Annotated in this window: 18 protein-coding genes and 1 riboswitch; of the genes, 12 read left to right on the forward strand and 6 right to left on the reverse strand. The window is 52.1% G+C overall.

The genetic code is table 11. The features are described 5' to 3' along the window. Positions 1 to 18 precede the first annotated feature (18 nt). The 4 genes from ACTJIK_RS09115 (at position 19) to ACTJIK_RS09130 (ending at position 3,384) form a co-directional block, all read left to right on the forward strand. Entirely contained in the window at positions 19 to 963 is a 945-nt protein-coding gene (locus ACTJIK_RS09115) for a geranylgeranylglycerol-phosphate geranylgeranyltransferase (protein WP_440646050.1), read from the forward strand. 1 nt (position 964) lies between these two features. Next, positions 965 to 1,534 (forward strand): Maf family protein, encoded by a 570-nt coding sequence (locus tag ACTJIK_RS09120; RefSeq protein WP_440646051.1) that lies wholly within the window; start codon positions 965 to 967, stop codon positions 1,532 to 1,534. 138 nt (positions 1,535 to 1,672) lie between these two features. Further along, positions 1,673 to 2,500 carry a hypothetical protein gene (locus tag ACTJIK_RS09125; protein WP_440646052.1) on the forward strand — a complete coding sequence of 276 codons (828 nt, stop codon included), beginning with the start codon at positions 1,673 to 1,675 and terminating at the stop codon, positions 2,498 to 2,500. A gap of 32 nt (positions 2,501 to 2,532) precedes the next feature. Then, positions 2,533 to 3,384, forward strand: coding sequence for a hypothetical protein (locus tag ACTJIK_RS09130; RefSeq protein ID WP_440646053.1), 852 nt, complete (start codon positions 2,533 to 2,535; stop codon positions 3,382 to 3,384). A 56-nt stretch (positions 3,385 to 3,440) separates the two neighbouring features. Here ACTJIK_RS09130 and ACTJIK_RS09135 read toward each other — a convergent pair whose 3' ends face one another. After that, positions 3,441 to 4,631 (reverse strand): homoserine dehydrogenase, encoded by a 1,191-nt coding sequence (locus ACTJIK_RS09135; RefSeq protein ID WP_440646054.1) that lies wholly within the window; start codon positions 4,629 to 4,631, stop codon positions 3,441 to 3,443. 3 nt (positions 4,632 to 4,634) lie between these two features. Next, positions 4,635 to 5,813, reverse strand: a complete 1,179-nt coding sequence (locus tag ACTJIK_RS09140) for a trans-sulfuration enzyme family protein (protein WP_440646055.1) — start codon at positions 5,811 to 5,813, stop codon at positions 4,635 to 4,637. A gap of 202 nt (positions 5,814 to 6,015) precedes the next feature. Continuing rightward, a riboswitch (SAM riboswitch) is annotated at positions 6,016 to 6,126 on the reverse strand. A gap of 118 nt (positions 6,127 to 6,244) precedes the next feature. Here ACTJIK_RS09140 and ACTJIK_RS09145 point away from each other — a divergent pair. Continuing rightward, positions 6,245 to 7,615 (forward strand): DUF2851 family protein, encoded by a 1,371-nt coding sequence (locus ACTJIK_RS09145; RefSeq protein ID WP_440646056.1) that lies wholly within the window; start codon positions 6,245 to 6,247, stop codon positions 7,613 to 7,615. Between the two features lie 387 nt (positions 7,616 to 8,002). Here ACTJIK_RS09145 and ACTJIK_RS09150 read toward each other — a convergent pair whose 3' ends face one another. Continuing rightward, the gene (locus ACTJIK_RS09150; protein ID WP_440646057.1) at positions 8,003 to 8,410 is read right to left on the reverse strand and encodes an OsmC family protein; all 408 of its coding nucleotides are present in this window, start codon (positions 8,408 to 8,410) and stop codon (positions 8,003 to 8,005) included. Between the two features lie 194 nt (positions 8,411 to 8,604). Here ACTJIK_RS09150 and ACTJIK_RS09155 point away from each other — a divergent pair, with 194 nt between their 5' ends. From ACTJIK_RS09155 to ACTJIK_RS09165, 3 genes are all read left to right on the forward strand, one after another. Then, positions 8,605 to 9,402 carry a hypothetical protein gene (locus tag ACTJIK_RS09155; protein ID WP_440646058.1) on the forward strand — a complete coding sequence of 266 codons (798 nt, stop codon included), beginning with the start codon at positions 8,605 to 8,607 and terminating at the stop codon, positions 9,400 to 9,402. Positions 9,403 to 9,429: 27 nt separating this feature from the next. Next, entirely contained in the window at positions 9,430 to 10,323 is an 894-nt protein-coding gene (gene lipA, locus ACTJIK_RS09160) for a lipoyl synthase (RefSeq protein ID WP_440646059.1), read from the forward strand. Between the two features lie 145 nt (positions 10,324 to 10,468). Next, a complete protein-coding gene (locus ACTJIK_RS09165) occupies positions 10,469 to 11,401 on the forward strand; it encodes a phosphodiester glycosidase family protein (protein ID WP_440646060.1) in 933 nt (310 codons plus the stop codon). Here the strand turns inward: ACTJIK_RS09165 and ACTJIK_RS09170 are convergent. Continuing rightward, positions 11,385 to 11,690, reverse strand: a complete 306-nt coding sequence (locus ACTJIK_RS09170; RefSeq protein WP_440646061.1) for an SdpI family protein — start codon at positions 11,688 to 11,690, stop codon at positions 11,385 to 11,387. The genes ACTJIK_RS09165 and ACTJIK_RS09170 overlap by 17 nt on opposite strands. Positions 11,691 to 11,839: 149 nt before the next feature. After that, entirely contained in the window at positions 11,840 to 14,551 is a 2,712-nt protein-coding gene (locus ACTJIK_RS09175; protein WP_440646062.1) for an AsmA family protein, read from the reverse strand. Between the two features lie 87 nt (positions 14,552 to 14,638). Between ACTJIK_RS09175 and ACTJIK_RS09180 the strand changes: the two genes are divergently transcribed. The 3 genes from ACTJIK_RS09180 (at position 14,639) to ACTJIK_RS09190 (ending at position 16,652) form a co-directional block, all read left to right on the forward strand. After that, positions 14,639 to 15,232 carry a TrmH family RNA methyltransferase gene (locus ACTJIK_RS09180; RefSeq protein ID WP_440646063.1) on the forward strand — a complete coding sequence of 198 codons (594 nt, stop codon included), beginning with the start codon at positions 14,639 to 14,641 and terminating at the stop codon, positions 15,230 to 15,232. Next, positions 15,229 to 15,690, forward strand: coding sequence for a redoxin domain-containing protein (locus ACTJIK_RS09185; RefSeq protein WP_440646064.1), 462 nt, complete (start codon positions 15,229 to 15,231; stop codon positions 15,688 to 15,690). Before ACTJIK_RS09180 ends, ACTJIK_RS09185 begins: the two co-directional genes overlap by 4 nt. A gap of 161 nt (positions 15,691 to 15,851) precedes the next feature. Continuing rightward, positions 15,852 to 16,652 carry a hypothetical protein gene (locus tag ACTJIK_RS09190; RefSeq protein ID WP_440646065.1) on the forward strand — a complete coding sequence of 267 codons (801 nt, stop codon included), beginning with the start codon at positions 15,852 to 15,854 and terminating at the stop codon, positions 16,650 to 16,652. Here ACTJIK_RS09190 and rluF read toward each other — a convergent pair whose 3' ends face one another. Beyond that, positions 16,653 to 17,396, reverse strand: a complete 744-nt coding sequence (gene rluF / locus ACTJIK_RS09195; protein WP_440646066.1) for a 23S rRNA pseudouridine(2604) synthase RluF — start codon at positions 17,394 to 17,396, stop codon at positions 16,653 to 16,655. Positions 17,397 to 17,647: 251 nt separating this feature from the next. Between rluF and ACTJIK_RS09200 the strand changes: the two genes are divergently transcribed. Next, positions 17,648 to 17,812: a hypothetical protein gene (locus tag ACTJIK_RS09200; protein ID WP_440646067.1), complete on the forward strand. Its 165-nt coding sequence runs from the start codon at positions 17,648 to 17,650 to the stop codon at positions 17,810 to 17,812. Positions 17,813 to 17,833 lie beyond the last annotated feature (21 nt).

Consider the following 17,833-nt stretch of genomic DNA (forward strand, 5'->3'; position numbering starts at 1 on the left):
GATCACCTATTTTAACTTATGAGTTTATTCGCGGCATTTTTCAGAATGGTCCGGTATCCTAACCTGATCTACATTGCACTTACGCAATTCCTGCTGCAATACTGCGTAGTGGAGCCCCTGCTGCAAAACAGCGGGGCCGTGCCTTCGCTTTCATTCCCGCACTTTCTCATGCTGTGCTTTTCCACCGTGCTGGTGGCGGCCGGTGGTTATATCATCAATGATTATTTCGACATCAATATCGACCTGGTGAACAAGCCGGACAAGATGGTGGTGGACAAGATCATCAACCGGCGCTGGGCCATGGCATGGCATACCATATTAAATATGACCGGGGTATCCCTGGGCTTCCTGGTGGCTTTCCAGATCGGGCAGTTCTACCTCGGGTTCGTACAGGTATTCTGCACCCTGCTGCTGTGGTTCTATTCCACCTCGTTCAAGCGGCAGGTGCTTATCGGAAACGTGGTGATCTCTTTACTGACCGCGCTGAGCGTGGTTGTGGTGGGCTTTTACGAGAAACAGATCTATGAGAGCTTTGCCGCCATCCTGTCTTACGCCGGCCGCCGGCTGATCCAGATCATCGGCATTTATGCGCTCTTTGCCTTTTTGCTGTCCATGATCCGGGAGATCGTGAAAGACATGGAAGACATGATCGGCGACAGCAAGGATGGTTGCCGCACCATCCCGATCGTATGGGGTGTGAAGCGGGCCAAACGTTTCACCATGATGCTCATAATTGGGCTCCAGGCGTTGCTGGTAGTGATCATGATCGCGACCGCCGTCAAGGGATGGTATGCAGCCGCGGCGTATATCGCCCTTTTCGTGCTGCTGCCGCTTACGCTCAAAGTGCAAATGCCTCTCACCGGCGCTTTCCAGCCGGAACAATACCATAAGATCAGCACCTGGATCAAGATCGTGATGCTTACCGGCATCCTTTCCATGATCTTTTTCAAAATCATGTTATAGAATGTATACAGGCAAACCCGTTATACTGGCTTCCCAAAGCCCGCGCAGGCGTCAATTGCTGGAGCAGGCCGGCATCCCGTTCCAGGTGAAGGTGAGCGAAGCGGAAGAGACCTTCCCGGAAGGCATGCCCACCGCAGAAGTGCCGGTGCATATCGCGCGGCAAAAAGCATTAGCCGTAAAGGCTTTGTACGCTGAAAATGAAGTGATCGTAGCCGCGGACACCATCGTGGTGCTGGACGGGCGGATCATCGGCAAACCGGCGGACCGGGAAGATGCGATCCGCATCCTCACGGACCTCAGCGGCCGCATCCATGAAGTGATCACCGGCGTCGTGATATTGTATAACGGCACCGAACAGGCTTTCAGCCAGACCACCGAAGTGCATTTCAAATCCCTGACGGCAGAGCAGATCGCGTATTACGTGGACCATTACCAGCCTTACGATAAGGCCGGGGCTTACGCTATCCAGGAATGGATCGGCGCGGTGGGGATAGACCGGATCAACGGCTGCTTTTACAATGTGATGGGGCTTCCGGTGAGCCAGGTGGCGGAAAAGCTTTCCTTGTTATAAATTGTTATACATTATACATTATTTGTTTATATTTGCGTGTGTAATGCAATATTGTTGACCGTATACCCATACCTGTTACCAGGAGAAACGGAACATTGCCATTTCGGATTTTAAACGGAAACTTCAATCCCGCAAACCATGAAAAAAGCGCTCCTGGGCATTGCGCTCCTGAACTTGCTGTGTGCCTGTTCCAAAAAAAGCGATGAACGTACTACACCGGAATTACCGCCAGAGAAGATCATATTGACCCGCATACTGGACGGGAACGATTCCCTTGTTCTGAAATATGACGGGAGAGGTATTGTAACCCGCGTTGCGGACTGGACCGGCAATGCGGCTGATTCTTTTGAAGTGATCTACGACACGAAGGGCTTTTCCGAGTTCCAGTTCTTCGCATTCGGCCAAAAACGCACAGACCGCAGGTTCGTTTACGATGGCAACTGGCTTGTTGCGGTGAATTATTACAACATGGGCACCAACGGCGAGCCGGTGATCACGGACAAGGATTCGCTGGTATATAAAAACGCCAAGCTCGCGGAATATCATGAAATATCAGGCGGCGTGCGCGGCGGCGTACACAAGCTCACCTGGCAGGGCGATGATGTGAGCAAGGTGGAATATTTCCTGGTGAACGGCGGCACGGAGATACCCGTGAGCGTAAACACCTATACCTACACTAACAAACTCGGCTACCAGCATGCATTCCGCGCCGATTTCCTGCTTTATCATGAGGTATACAACCGTGAGCACAAATTCTCCCACCTGAGCGCCAGCGCTCTTATAAAGGACGAACAAAAAGCTGCGGGCAGCGGCGTGCTGATCTATACAGCGAACTATACGCCGTCCTACAACGAAGAAGGGCTGCTGTGGGGGCTGCCGAAACAAGTGGTAATTGTGAAGGATGATAAGCAGAGTAATGAAATCACCACTTCGACCTTGAAGCTGGAGTATGAGACATACAAATGAGATATAAATACACTTATCAATAGCAACAACCTATGAAGAAAACCCTGTTATACCTCATGGCCATCGCCATGCTCGCATCCTGCTCCGACAACGACAACCCTGCACCCGAACCCGAAGCGCCTGGCGAAAAATGGGCCTTTACCGGCTGGGATCTCAGGTACTCAGATGAAGACCCTGGCGATTCAAGCTTCTTCCGCGTTACCTATAATGCAGACAGCACGGTAAAAGAAACGAAAGAGTGGGATAAAGGCGGAACTGATACGCTTTTCAGCTATTTCACCTACTTCGAAGGCAAAATGACCCGTTATGAAACGAAGGAAGGATCGCGTGAGAAGCAGTTGAACACAAGCTACTTCTACAAAGACGGTAAGCTGGCGCGCATCACCCGTCACGACGATTATGCACCCGGTGATGCGGTTCTGAGCTATGATACCCTTATTTATAACACAGGCGGCAAGCTGGTGCAGGTGAACTACATTTCACCAGTGCAGCCAGAGTATAACAACAAAAAATATTTCATTACCTGGACCGGTGAGAACATCTCCAAAGTGGAAATGCACCGGAATAACAACGGCGCTTATTCCCTGTCGGAAACGGAAGTATACACCGTGGACAATAAGCCGAACATCGTTAGCAAAATGCTGAAGGATGATTATCTCTTCAAGGTGGACGGCATCAGCTATGAATATTTCTGCGCCAACAACGTTGTGAAAGTCGAGATGACTGAAACCGGAACTGAATGGCGCAAGGTGCGCACTGCAACCATTACCTACAATGAAAGAGGGCAGGTAAATAAGTTCATCAACCTGAACGAATCATTCAGCGGCACTACGCTGAACAGCTCCTACACTTCGGATCTGCTGTTCAGATATATCAGGCAATAATGGGTTAAAACAAATAAGACAAAAAAAGGTGGCCAGTATTTCTGACCACCTTTTTTTTAATCTTCATGCTCCAGTACGAGCAGGTTCACTTCTTTATTTTTCAGCCATTCCGCATCCTTCAGCTTCTCCAGGTTGATGGTGCCTACTACATAACGGCAATCGGGCGATTCGTATTTCTCCACGATGTTGTAAAACTCCGTGAGGTCCACCTGGTCCGGCGTTTTATAACGCACGTATACTTTCAGCTGCACGTCGTTGGTGAAAGTCGGCTGGTTGGATTGTTTGATCTTTTTGTATTCGTAGCGGTAATTGTACAGCAGCGCGGAAATGTCGCTGAGCACGGCGCTGCCGGTAGCGGTGCCGCCCGCGCCTTTGCCTACGAAGAATTGTTTATCTGTGAACGCGCTTTCCAGCAGCACGCCGTTATACTCATTATACACGTCGTACAGCAGGTTGTGCTCGCGGATGAGGTGCGGCAGCACATAGGCGTTCACCGAGCCGTTCTGGCGGCGGCAGTTGCCGATGAGCTTGATGGTGCAGTTGCGCTGGCGGGCGAACTGGATATCGAAATCGTTCAGGTGATTGATGCCGAAGTTGAATACGTCTTCCGGTTTTACGAAAGTGCCGAAGGCATGCAGCAGCAGGATCACGATCTTGAATTTCGGGTCGTAGCCTTCCACGTCGAGCGTGGGATCGGTTTCGGCGAAGCCAAGGTCCTGCGCCTGGCGCAGCGCGGTTTCGAAGCTGAGGTTCTCTTCGAATATTTTGGTGAGGATGTAGTTGGTAGAACCGTTGCAGATGCCTTCCACGGCGTTCAGCAGGTCGTTGTCATAATACTCCTCCAGGTTGCGGATGATGGGAATGCTGGCGCAGCTGGACGCCTCGTAGAGGAACGGCACTTTATTGTCCACCTGCAGCTGGTAAAGCGCGGGCAGGTTTTCGGCGATCATTCGTTTGCTGGCGCTTACTACGGCCTTGCCGTTTTTCAGCGCGGTGCTTACGATGCGGAAAGCGGCTTCCGTGTCGTTGATCAGTTCCACCACCACGTCGATGGTAGGATCGTTGAGGATATCGTTCGGGTCCGTCGTGAAATAGCTCATGTCTATCGGACGGGGCTTGTTCGGGTCTTTAATGCAGATTTTTTTGATCCTTGCGTTGATACCTTTGGTGCGGTTCAGCACTTCGTAAAGGCCCTGGCCCACACAGCCAAAACCGAAGATGCCGAGATTGATGTTCTTCTTTTCCATAGTTTATTGCAGTACAGTAATTTGTTTGCCGATAGGCTGGTTAAGTTTATCCAATGCTTGTTTCAGGTCGTTGATCAGGTCTTCCGCATCTTCGATGCCAACGGAAAGGCGGATGCAGGAATCCTGCAGGCCGGCCTTGCGGCGGAAATCTTCGGGAATATTGCGGTGCGTCATGGTCACGGGGTGGGCGAGCATGCTTTTCACGCCGCCGAAGCTTTCCGCCAGCTTGAACAGCTTGGTAGTATTCACGATGCGGATGGCGTTTTTGATCTGGTCTTCCTTCAGCGAAAAGCTCACCATGCCGCCGTATGATTTCTGTTGCTTGCGCGCGATGTGATGATTTTTATGGGTGGCCAGGCCGGGATAAAAAACTTTATCCACGGCGGGATGGTCCGCCAGCCATGCCGCGATGGCCATGGCATTGCTGCATTGTTTTTCCAGCCGGAGGCAAAGCGTTTCGATGCCGCGGATGGTGAGCCAGGCTTCGAAGGGGCTGAGGATGCTGCCGGAAATGTTCTGGTTGAACTTCAGCTGGTCCGCCAGGGTTTTGGAATTCACCACCACCAGGCCCGCGATCACGTCGGTATGGCCGGAAAGGTATTTGGAGGCGGAATGAATAACAACGTCTGCCCCGAGCGGGATGGGCTTTTGAAGCAAGGGAGTGCTGAAGGTATTGTCTACCACCAGCAGGATATTATGCTGTTTGGCGATCTTGCTGATGGATTTGATGTCGGAGATCTTCAGCGTGGGATTGGTAGGCGATTCCAGCCAGATGATCTTTGTTTTTGGCGTGATCTTTTCCAGCACCTTGTCCGTATCGCTCATATCCACGAAGTTCACCTTGATGCCGAAGCGTTCGAACATGCTGTTGAAAATGGAGAAGATGCCGCCGTATGTATCTTCCACCGCCATGATCTCATCCCCGGTTTTCAGCAGCTTCAGCACGGCGTCTATGGCGCTCATGCCGCTGGCGAAGGCGAAACCGGCATATCCTTCCTCCAGGCTGCAGATCAGGTCTTCCAGCACTTTCCGCGTGGGATTGTTGGCCCGCGAAAATTCAAACCCTTTGTTGATCCCCGGGCTTTCCTGCACAAACGTAGACGTTTGGTAGATGGGCACGGAAATGGCCCCGGTGAGCTCATCTATCGGAATGCTGTGGATCAGTTGTGTAGATGGTTTCATGTTTTCTTTTTTTCAAATCAGATGTAACGCGTCGCTTAATGGCTGATCAATGATCTACGGAACGGGCACACCGCTGCGGTTCACTGTAAACAAATGTGATCCAAAAATCTCAGCTTATGTCAGATAGGAAATAAAAAAAGCCCTTCCGGGGTTGGAAGAGCCTTCGCAATATGTTGATGCTTGCAAAATGTATACCTCTGCCAACTTATCTTTCCCCTTCCGGGGCCGGAATTAGCACCTTTTCCCGAAAATGAACCCGGGATGGTTGCTAAGGCTTCGCAGGGCCAGTACCCTCTGCCTTTCTGGATAAGTGATGTTTAAGAACTGGCGCAAAGGTAATGGCAGAAACGTCAATTTTCCAAATACCTCCGGTGAATTTCGATTTTTACTAATTTTTATAGTAATTTATTAACCGAAAGTAATACTTTTTTATGTTGTCTGTTAACCCGCTCTGCTCGGAAGCGTTGCTCCAGTATATCTGGCTGTCCGGGCAATTCGACCGCCTCCGCCTTCAAACGGTCACCGGCGAAGCCGTTTCCATTCTCAGTCCCGGCCACCTCAACCGCGATGGCGGACCTGACTTTACCGCCGCCCGCCTGCGTATAGGCGGCATGGAATGGGCCGGCAATGTGGAGCTGCACTACCGCACTTCAGACTGGCGGCGGCACGGCCACCAGCACAATCCGAAGTACCATAACGTGATCCTTCATGTGGTCTTTGAGCACGACCTGCCCGAGCCTGACGGAGGGAAGCCATTGCCCTGGCAGGTGCCCGAGCCCCGCATTCCCGTGCTGGAATTGCAGCACCGCATCCCGAAGATCCTGCTCCGCCGCTACCGGCACCTGATGGCCCATACGGCCTTCGTGCCCTGCGCCCCGCTGCTGCACCGCGTGCCGGAGGCAACCTGGGAAAAATGGACACCCCGGCTCATCGAGGAAAGGCTCGCCCGCAAAACGGCGGTGTACCGTAACTGGCTGGAACAAACACGCTTTAACTGGGAAGAAGTATGCACACGCGCCATCGCTCAGAGCTATGGCATGCCGGTGAACACCAGCGCTTTCCTGGAACTTGTACAATCCATCCCTTTCATGCTGCTGGCCCGCATCCGTCAGTACCGCTCCCGCCTCGAAGCCCTGCTTTTCGGCCAGGCCGGCATGCTGGAAACCGCTTTCAACGACCCATACCCTAAAGAACTCCAGGCAGAATACCGCTTCCTGCAGCACAAACACGGTTTGCAGCCCATGCCCCCGCACCGCTGGCAATGGCTGAGGATGCGTCCCACTTCATTTCCCAGCCTCCGCATCGCTCATTTCGCTGCCGTGCTGCACAACACCCCGCACTTCTTTTCCCGCCTGCTGGATACACAGGGCGCCCCGGCGCTGGAGAACCTGCTGCATGCCGAACCGTCGGCATACTGGCAATACCACTACCGGCTGGACATCCCGTCCGTGCGCACCGCCGCCCCCGGCAAACACATCCTGCAGCACGTGATGATCAACGCCGTTGTGCCCCTGCTGTACCTCTACGGCAAACACATGCGCCTCCCGCAGCACCAGCAGCGCGCCCTGGACCTGCTGGACAGCCTGCCCGCCGAAAATAACCACATCATCCGCGGCTGGGCCCACGAAAAAGTTCCGTCCATCACCGCCACCGATTCTCAAAGCCTGCTGCAGCTCAAACAATACTATTGTGATGCAAAAAGGTGCCTCGAGTGCCAGGTCGGGAAAAGCGTGCTGGGAGACAGTATTAACGAATGCAGAGAAGAAGACGAAGACACCCTCTGGGGGGCGGAAGCCTATTGAAATTTTTTTAAAAAAAGAAACTGGGACCGGGTTATTCCGGGCCTGTGGGCTCAGCTTTTTTTTAAAAAATTTCAATAGGCTTCCTTGGCGGTAAAAAATACGTTTGAATGTAGCTGTGTCTCCGGGAAATGAGGATAAAGGGGAGAGGTTGTGATTGTAGAATTTATCAAACAGTAACAATGTTTGCAGTTGCTGCGTTTCAGTGAAGGTGATGGCCGGGATATCCGGAATAATTCGTGAAGGGGTTATGGGTCTGAGGCTTGACAAGCCATGCATTTACAGAAAAATCCGGGTGCAAAAATTTTCTTGAAAAAAGCTGAGCCCACAGCCCCGAAAGCCCACAGCCCAGTTCTTTTTTCAAGAAAATTTTTGTACCCGGATGCCCGATTACCAGTTGAAGGTGACGTTCTGTTTGATATCCTGATGAATGCTTTCCGCCACAGGGCAGGTATACGCTGCGTTCTCAAGGATTTTACGGTCTTTATCTTCCAGGCCGTGGCCGGCGGGGAAATCGAAAACGATATTGACGCCGGTGATGCGGCGGGGCTCTGTGCCCATGATCTTTTCAACGCTTACTTTGGTGCCGTCGATGTTCCAGCCTTTGTCCCGGGCTTTGATGCCCATGATGGTGAGCATGCAGGAGCCGAGGGCCGTGGCTACCAGGTCGGTGGGGGAAAACCGCTCGCCTTTGCCGTTGTTGTCTACCGGGGCGTCAGTATTGATTTCCGTCCCTGAGCGGATGTGCGTGGCCGTTGTTCTTAGTTCGCCGTTATAAATGATCGATGCAGTTTCCATGATGATTGATTTTGCATGTAAAATAAGTGTATTTTTAGTAAATCGTCCTGCCCGGCGGCAGGCGACGGGGCAGCCAACTACCAACTTATTTCTGTATGTTTGTATAGAAATAAAACATAAATCATAATCAGGCGTTTAATAAATTATAATTGCGCAACACGGTGAAAAAAATCAATGTACTCTTACTGCTCTTGATGGCTTCCATGACACTCTATGCCCAGAATACCAAACCTTCCAAAAAAGAGGAAAGGGAACAAAAAAGGCTGCGGAAGATCTCGCTTTTCAGGGAAATAGAGGAAGGGGATAACCTCTTCAACAGGGAATTCTCCGGCGGCGCACGCCTCAATACCGATGGCTGGACAGGTTTCCTGGAAATGGGATTCCGGAAGACCGCCAGCAAGATCAATTATTTTCAACTCGAATTTTCTGAGAAAAGAGACCCCAAGCAGGACCGTTCGTCGCGGATGATCCCTGCCGGGGGAGGATTCTATATCAGCAGCACCCCCTTCGTGTACGGTAAAATGAACAACTTTTACCAGGCCAAGCTGGGCATCGGCCAAAAAAGGCTGATCGGCGGCAAAGGCAACAAAAACGGGGTGGAAGTGAACTTCCTGTACTACGGCGGCTTGTCTGCCGGGCTGATCAAACCTTATTACCTGGAGCTCACCAACGACTCCGGCGACCCGAACAACCGGAGGATCGTGAAATACTCCGATGAGGTGAGAGACGACTTCCTGAACCGCGACCATATTTACGGGGCAGGCGGTTTCGGCAAGGGCTGGGGCGAAATGAGCATCACCCCGGGCGTGCATGCCAAAACCGGCTTCCGGTTCGACTGGGCCCGTTTCAATGACGTGATATCCGCCCTTGAAGTAGGCATCAACGCTGAATACTATACCAAAAAGGTACCCATTATGGTCGATCAGGAGGGTAAGTCGTTCTTTTTCAACGCATATGTAGGAATACAGTTGGGGAAACGCTGGAATAAGTAACTTTGTACCTTAAAGAAAGGATTTGCGATGCAAGAACTACCCGTAATCGCGGCCGAACCGGCTGCGCAGAGAGTGAAAAAGCCCGACTGGCTTCGTGTTAAACTGCCGATCGGAGAGAATTACAGACAGGTAAGGAACCTGGTAGATACCCATAAACTTCATACCATCTGTGAAAGCGGCAATTGCCCCAATATGGGCGAATGCTGGGGAGCCGGAACGGCCACTTTCATGATCCTTGGAAATATATGTACCCGCAGCTGCGGATTTTGCGCCGTAGCCACCGGAAGGCCCGAAGCCGTGGACTGGGACGAACCCCAGCGCGTGGCCGAAGCCATTTACCTGATGAAGGTGAAACATGCGGTCATTACTTCTGTAGACAGGGATGAACTGAAAGACGGCGGCTCCATCATCTGGGCCAACACCATCAAAGCCGTACGCGCCCTCAATCCTGAAACAACCATGGAAACCCTCATCCCCGATTTCAGGGGTATCTGGGAAAACCTGGAAAGGGTGATCGAAGTGGCGCCTGAAGTGGTGAGCCACAACCTGGAAACCGTGGAAAGGATGACCAAACAGGTGCGCATCCAGGCCAAATACCACCGGAGCCTCGAAGTGATCCGCCGGCTGAAAGAAGGCGGCATGCGTACCAAAAGCGGTATCATGCTGGGCCTCGGCGAAACCAAGGAAGAAGTGGTGCAGGCCATGCAGGACCTTTACGACAACGGCTGCGACGTTGTGACCCTCGGCCAGTACCTTCAACCCACTCCCAAACACCTCCCCGTTATCCGCTTTGTGCATCCCGACGAGTTTGCAGAGCTGCGCGAGATCGGCTACGGCATGGGACTGGATTATGTGGAAGCAGGCCCGCTGGTGCGCTCGTCTTACCACGCTGAAAAACACATTTTCAGCGGCAGGAAATAATTTCTACACAACTTGTTTATTAAATACAGCCCCGGGAACTTCGCCCGGGGCTTTTTATATGGCGTTCTCTGTAGTTTCCCTTCACGGCAGCGCTTCACGCAATAATAACCTGAAACTCTCCCGGCTATTTTCTATTTTTCTGCCCATGAAACGTTTATTGATCATGCTGGCCCTGCTGCCCGCCGCGGCCCATGCGCAGCTCCGCTGGCAACCTTCTGCAGCGCACAACGAAGGCCTTCCCGCCAGTATGCGGGTCTTTGAAACGAAAGATTCACTGGATGGCAAACCCTTCCGCGCTTTTTACCTGGAATTTGATCCTTCCGACCCGCAGATCGAAGCAGTGATCCGCACCGGCAACGGCAAACGCCTCACGCCCGCGCAATACGACAGCATCGAAGGCCCATCTGTGCTGGCGGTCGTCAACACCACCTTCTTTTCTTTCCAAACCAACCGGAGCCTCAATATCGTAATGCACAACGGCAAGGTCATCGACGTAAACCCCAAGTCGATACCAACCCCCCGCCGCACCATATACACCACCCGCGGCGCTTTTGGGCTCAGTAAAAGGAACCGGCCGGACATTGCCTGGGTATACAACGTGGGTGAAAAGAACCGCCCCTATGCATATGACGTGCCCGTTACCCCGGAGATCAACGGTACGGACACGGTTTACCATCAGCCCGGGAAAAAATACCCGCGTGGCGCGCATCGCTGGAAAATGAAGGAAGCGGCCGGCGGCGGCCCGGTGCTGGTGCAGAACGGCAAAGTGCATGTAACGATGAACGAAGAACGCATGGGCGGTGTGAAGGACTTCCATCCAAGGTCTGCCGTAGGCTACAGGGCCGACGGTAAAGTGATCCTGCTGGTGGTGGAAGGAAGGAACAAAGGCGTAGCCGAAGGCGCGACCTTATCGCAGCTGGCAGAGATATTTACGAGCCTCCAATGCGTGGAAGCCCTCAACCTGGACGGCGGCGGATCATCCGCCCTGTACGTGAACCATCTCAACACCATCAAACCCTCTGATGCAGCGGGGCAGCGGCCTGTGCCCGCCGTGCTGGTGATCAGGCGGAAGGGGTAGACTTTTTCCCGGGTTTGCCGCTGCGTTTGTTCCCGTCTTCGTCAAACTTTTGCAGCAGGTGCCATTCGGTAAGACCGGTGAGCAGCAACGCGCAAAAAATAACGGGTGTGATGGTTAAGTACAGGAAAACGTCCGTCTGCGTCTTGAAGATCAATGCCATCAGCAAGCCGAAAGGGATCAGGATGTACGCCATGCAACGTGAAAGATAAGCAGCATACTGGTTGGCTTCATGCCAGGTATCTTTGTTGATCATGGAAGAGAAAGTGCGGTAACCGTACCATGTTTTCATGCTGCGTGGCGGGTATTTCCGGATCATGAATCCCATAAACAGGAAAAGCAATCCGGCTAACAAACTGGCATTACAAAAGGGGCTGTATATAATGCTGTCCATAAAAAAAGCGTGGTACAATAGTACCACGCTTTATATTACAAATGACCTCAGTGTTTTGTTGTGTCCGCTGCGGTGTTTTTGCGTTTGTTCAATAATCCTTTCAGCGTATTGTTCAATGTTTTTTCCGCCGCTTTGCCGGCATCTTTGATATTACCGGAACCGGTGCTGTCCTTGCCGCCGAGCAGTTTATTCTTCAGCTCGTCCTTCACCGCGGAAACGGCCTGGTTCTTCACCTGCGCCAGGGAATCTTTCACCGTCTGCTTTGCCGAATCCACCTTGTTCTTTATCATGGCGGTGGCCTGGTCTTTCAGGTTTTCTGCCGCTTTGCCCGCCGCTTCTTTCAGGTCCGTTTTCACGGAAGGTTTCATGATGTTGCCGCCCAGCAATACGTTCAGGTAAACGGTGTCGCTGAGCTGCACGGGAATACCTTTGCTGGTGGCCTGCGACACGAGGTTGTTCACCAGCGCATTACCTTTCTGCCCCAGCAGCGCGCGCGGAAGCGCCAGCTGCATGGTGTAGTCCATGCTCTGGTCAAAACCATGGCTGCCGCCTATCAGCATGTTCATGTTCGGCAGCTTCACACGGAAAGGATTCACGGTCATCCGGCCGTTCTGGAAGGCGAAGTAGTTTTTAATATCCCTTATTGAAATGTCCTGCAGAGCGGAAACGTTCAGCTGGTTGGCCAGCTGGTCCAGCGGGGCGAATTTTTTCAGGAAACCCTGGATGAGCAGCAGGTTGCCGTCTCCGGAGAGGGTATTGATCTGCGGGCTCATATCCTTGCCCAGCTTGCCTTTTACGGTTAGCTGCGAGCTGAGCTTGCCGCTGAGGAACTGCCCGATGGGCATCAGCTTCTGCACGGTGTTGAAGGCTTTGAAGGTCTGCTGCACGTCCAGTTCTTTTACGTCGTAGGCAAGACTGATATCGGGATGGTTCTTGTCGTTTTTGGTGGAGTAAGTGCCGTCGATCTTCATGCTGCCCTGCAGGGCATTGGCTTTGATGTCTTTCATCGTCACCGTTTCATCTTTGATCAGCAATGAACCGGAGAGATTGTTCAGGTCCACTTTGTCGTAATGCACTTTGTCTGCCTGCGCCTGCACGGTAAAGTCCAGGTTGTTGGGCACGGCGAACGGCACGGCTGCGGCGGTATCCGCAGGTTTGGAGGATGTTTCGCCGCTGCTGCCGGTGGCCATCCATTTATCCAGGTTGATCTGGTCCGCTTTCAGCGCCAGCCTGCCGTTGAGCGCTTCGTTGCGGAGCACGTAGGCCAGCAGGTTGTTCACTTCGCCGTTGGCGGAGAAATTGGTGCCGAGGTATTGGCCGTTGAAGTCGGAGATGGTAACGTTCTTCGGGTTGAACGCCATATGCAGGGAAGAGACTTTCACGCCTTCGGGATAATCCTTGCTTTTATACAGCAGGTTGTTCACGGAAAGATTGCCGGCTGCGTGAAAGGCCTCATATTGTTGTTTTTCGATGGCGCTCATGTAGCCGCGTGCCTGGAGATCCGCATTCAGCAAGCCTGCCAGCTGGGTGCCTTTTTCAAATTTCACGAACTGGCCCACTTTGCCGAGGTCCAGTTTGCCTTTGGCGGCAGCGTCTATATAAAGGTCCGATACCGGTGTTTTCACCATCAGCCGCATATCTATCGGGCTGTCGTCCATTTCAAGATGCGCCTGCGGCATATCCACGATCGTATGGTCCGGCACACCGTCGGGATTGCTTACGTTCACCGCCAGCTGTATGTTCTTCACGGGCTTAGGCAGGTCCGGGTACTGGAAGAAACCGTTCTTCACGCCGAGGTGCAGCTGGTAAGCAGGCATCTGCACGTCCGAATACGTACCTTTTACGAAACCGGAGAAAGTGGCGTTGCCGCTGGTTTTGATGCTGGCAAAATCCTTCGAGTATACGGCCGGTATGAGGGAAAGAATGTCTTTGAAATCGGTGGACTGCGAGGCGAACTGCACGTCCATTTTGTAGGTGCTGTCGTTCAGCAGCTGCACGAAACCTTCGGTGGATAGTTTCAGGTTGTTGATGGAAATTTTGTCCGTTTTGAAGGCATAAGTGCTTGTCTTGTTATCGATCTTAATATCAGCCGCGATCTCGGCCTTCGTGTCGAGCAAATAGGGGATAAACCCATAAGCGAAGCTGAGCGATTCGGTAGTAGTGGAGGTTTGCAGCACAAACTCATCTTGTGTGAAGTCGCCTTTGCCTTTGTGGTTCAGGGCGTCGATCTTCAGGTGCATATGGCCCTGGAGGTCGTCGTACTTAATGGTGGCATTCTCTATACTGTACTGTTGCAGGCTGAAGGCGAATTCGCTGGCGGCAGTGTCTCCCGGCGCAGCGGCGGCAGTGTCCGTATCGGGTTTTGCGATATCCCAGTTGGCGCGGCCCTCTTCGTCCACCACAGCGTATATGCGTGGCTGTTGCAGCACTACATTGTACACGTCGATCTTTTCCCCCCTGATGGCGCTCATCAGGTTCATGGCAATGTCCAGCCTTTTAACGGCCAGCAGCGTGTCGCCGTTGAAATGGTCCACACCGGTGATCGCCAGCTCTTCCAGCGCTACGGCCAGCCTGGGAAATCTGCGGAAAAGACTGATATCCACATCTTTGAACTCTACCCTGGCATTAAGGTTCTTGTTCAGTTCCGTTTTGATCTTGGCCATGATCTGGCCTTTAAACAGGTAAGGAATCGCGATCAGCAGGGCGATCAGAACGATCAGCCCTATCCCGATACCTTTCAGTACCTTTTTTAACTTCATAGGATCCGTTTTTTTATAACACGCTAAAGATAGTAAATCGTATTACTGAAACTAATTTCTGTTAATTTTACATATAAAATTAACAGCATGACACCGGAGCGAAGAGAAAGGCTTTTGACATTATTGCATAACCGCCAGTGCAACCTGACCGTGGTGCTGGAGAATGTGGAAGACCCCCATAATGTGTCTGCCGTGCTGCGTACCTGCGATGCCGTTGGCATACAGGATGTGTATGTGCTCACCACCAAGGCGCCGCGGGTAAAGCGATGGGGCGTAAAAAGCTCATCCAGCGCGGCCCAGTGGCTCACTGTTCATCAATATACGGATGTGAAGGAACTGGTGGCCGAACTGAGAAAAAAGTACGACAGGATCTATACCACTCACCTCGCATCAGGCGCGGTGAGCTTATATGATATTGATTTTAACGGCTCTGTGGCGCTTGCATTCGGTAACGAGCAGAACGGCGTGAGCGATGAGCTGCGGGAACTGGCGGACGGGAATTTTCTTATCCCCATGATGGGCATCATCCGTTCCCTGAATATTTCGGTGGCCTGCGCCGTAAGCATTTACGAAGCCATGCGCCAGAAGAAGAATGCAGGGCACTATGCACAACCGTCCCTTCCGGAAGCCCGGCGCGCCGCGCTTTTAGCGGAATGGGGATTTAAAGAAGAAGACTTATGAGAATCCTGCTGATCCTTTTATTGTTTACAGTTTCTGCCCGCGCACAACAGGTGCAGCCTGTCAGTCCCGCCGGGCTGGAGCAGCTGATGCGCGAAGGCGATTCCGTGATGGTGGTGAACCTCTGGGCCACCTGGTGCGTGCCCTGCATCAAAGAGCTGCCTTATTTCGAAAAACAATCGAAGCTGAACCCTTCCGTAAAATTCATATATGTAAGTCTGGACCTGGATGAAGCCTATCCTTCGAAGATCAGGCAATTTATCCGCCAGCGCAAGATCAGCGGGAAAGTGTACTGGATGGAGGAAACGAACGCCAATAAATACGCCCGCATTATAGACCCGCGTTGGGAAGGAAGTATTCCCGCCACCATCATCATCAATCCCGCCAAAGCTTACCGTAAATTCATCGAAGGCGTAATGGAGGAGGAGCAGCTGCAATGGGAGCTGAGCCGGGCGAAATAATTTTTTTAACCCCTTGATAACCAGCAATAGTTTGGTAGTCTCGCAATTAATCTCTAATTTGAATAAAGATTAATCCCAGATACATCTGCATTTACAGTTGTCACCTCAGACAGGTTTTTTTACTGCTATTTACTGAACCCCAAACCCTTCAAAATTATTTTATGTCAATTGAATTCTTAAACCCCGAAACCAGCGTGGTATTTTCCGCCCCGAAAGACCTTCCGAAGGATGGTAAATTCGCCGATGCGCTGAAGAACGTCACCCGCGAGATCCCCACTTCAGACAAGCTCACCGGCATTGAGCTGCGCCTGCTGCCGCCTTTCGTGAAAGACAACAATACGGAGCCGTTCCTGGTATTTAAAGGTTTTGCGAAATTGTATTGCCTCACTATCGTGGTGAGCGACATCAACAACCAGCTGCTCGGCGGCATCGACCTGCAGGGCTTTCCGAGGATCGGCGACAACGAGCATCTGCCCATCAACAAGACCATCTTTTACTGGCAGCAGAATGAGACGGACAAGCTGCCGCCCAAGCAGATCCACACTATGTGCGCGGTGATCAAAAGCAAAAAGGACCTGCGCGAAACAGGCAAGGTGATGGCGGACCTGAAGAACGATGAAGAGTACAAGTCGTTGCTGGGAACCGTCACCGGCATCGTTTCCAATGCCAGCCCGGCGGGCGTGGCGCTGGACGTCATCAACCAGGTGGCGGGCATTGTGGGCAGGTATCTTGGCAATGTGGAAGACAAGCCGGTGGGCACTATCATCAACAGTTTTACGGACATCCGCGGCGATTTTGACCACGAAGGCGTACGCAAGCAGGCTTTCGAAACGAAGAAGGTGAATTTTGAAATGGAGGTGATCGTAAGGGCGCAACGCCATGCGGAGAGAGGCACACGTGCACGTTCGCTGGAGAACGGGCACGACGAGCAGGTGGAAGTACAGCTGGAGCCGCTCTGGTAGTTATTCGTCCATGCCGCCCAGGTCGGATTTATCCGCCGTTTTGCTGCTGTTCGCCACCATTTCGTTCATCAGGGCAATTTCGTCTTTGGTGAAGTACCGCCATTTGCCCGGCGGGATGTCTTTCAGCGTAATGCCCATGATGCGCGTTCGTTTCAGGGTGGTGACCTTATACCCCAACGCCTCGCACATCCTGCGTATCTGGCGGTTGAGGCCCTGTGTGAGGATGATCCTGAAACGGTTAGGTCCTTCCTGCTGCACGAAACACTTTTTGGTGAATACGCCCAGGATGCGTACGCCGCTGCGCATGGTCTTGATGAACTCCAGGGTGACAGGCTTGTCTACCGTTACGATATATTCTTTTTCGTGCTGGTTGCCCGCGCGCAGTATTTTATTGACGATATCGCCGTCGTTCGTGAGGAAGATGAGCCCTTCGGAAAGCTTGTCCAGCCGGCCGATGGGGAAGATGCGGGACTTGTAGCCCACGTAGTCGATGATATTGGTCTTGTCTTTCAGGTCGGTAGTGCAGGTAACGCCTTTGGGCTTGTACAGCGCGATATAGACCGGTGCTTTCTTTTTCTTCAGTGGTTCGCCGTCAATTTCCACCACATCTCCTTCTTCCACGCGGTTGCCTTTGGACGCAATGTTGTCATTGATGGTCACACGGCCCTGTTCGATGTATTTATCTGCCTCCCTGCGGCTGCAAAAGCCGGTTTCTGCAATGTATTTATTGATGCTGATGTCCATACCGGGAGCAAATTTAAGGGAAAAATGGCTGGTTGGGGAAAATTGCGGGGTGGTCGAAATTTGCGACCACCTTTGCTTCTTTACCTGCATTGATTTTTACATTAAATTTACCATTGAACTGACACCGATCACTCTTCCATCGTGTTCGATTGATGACATTGTTCAGTTAACCCGGAAATTATTGCTGACCCATAGAAGAGCCTTGGTTCTCTCACTTCTCAAAATATCATTGCACTGGTAAATTATTAGTAATGGTAAAAGTCAAAAAGCAGGCGCCATCCAAACAGCATCTGGGCGGGCATTTGCCACTTGCTTTCACTGAGCATGGCGTGCTAATGCTTGCATACCTGGAACAATTGATCGATCCGCCCCAGGAGCCCCGGGCGGAAATGGGTTTCAAAAAACACCGTCCATAAAAAAGCCCGGGAATTCTCCCG

The sequence above is a fragment of the Chitinophaga sp. 22620 genome, from assembly GCF_052044405.1.
Classification (GTDB): Bacteria; Bacteroidota; Bacteroidia; order Chitinophagales; family Chitinophagaceae; genus Chitinophaga.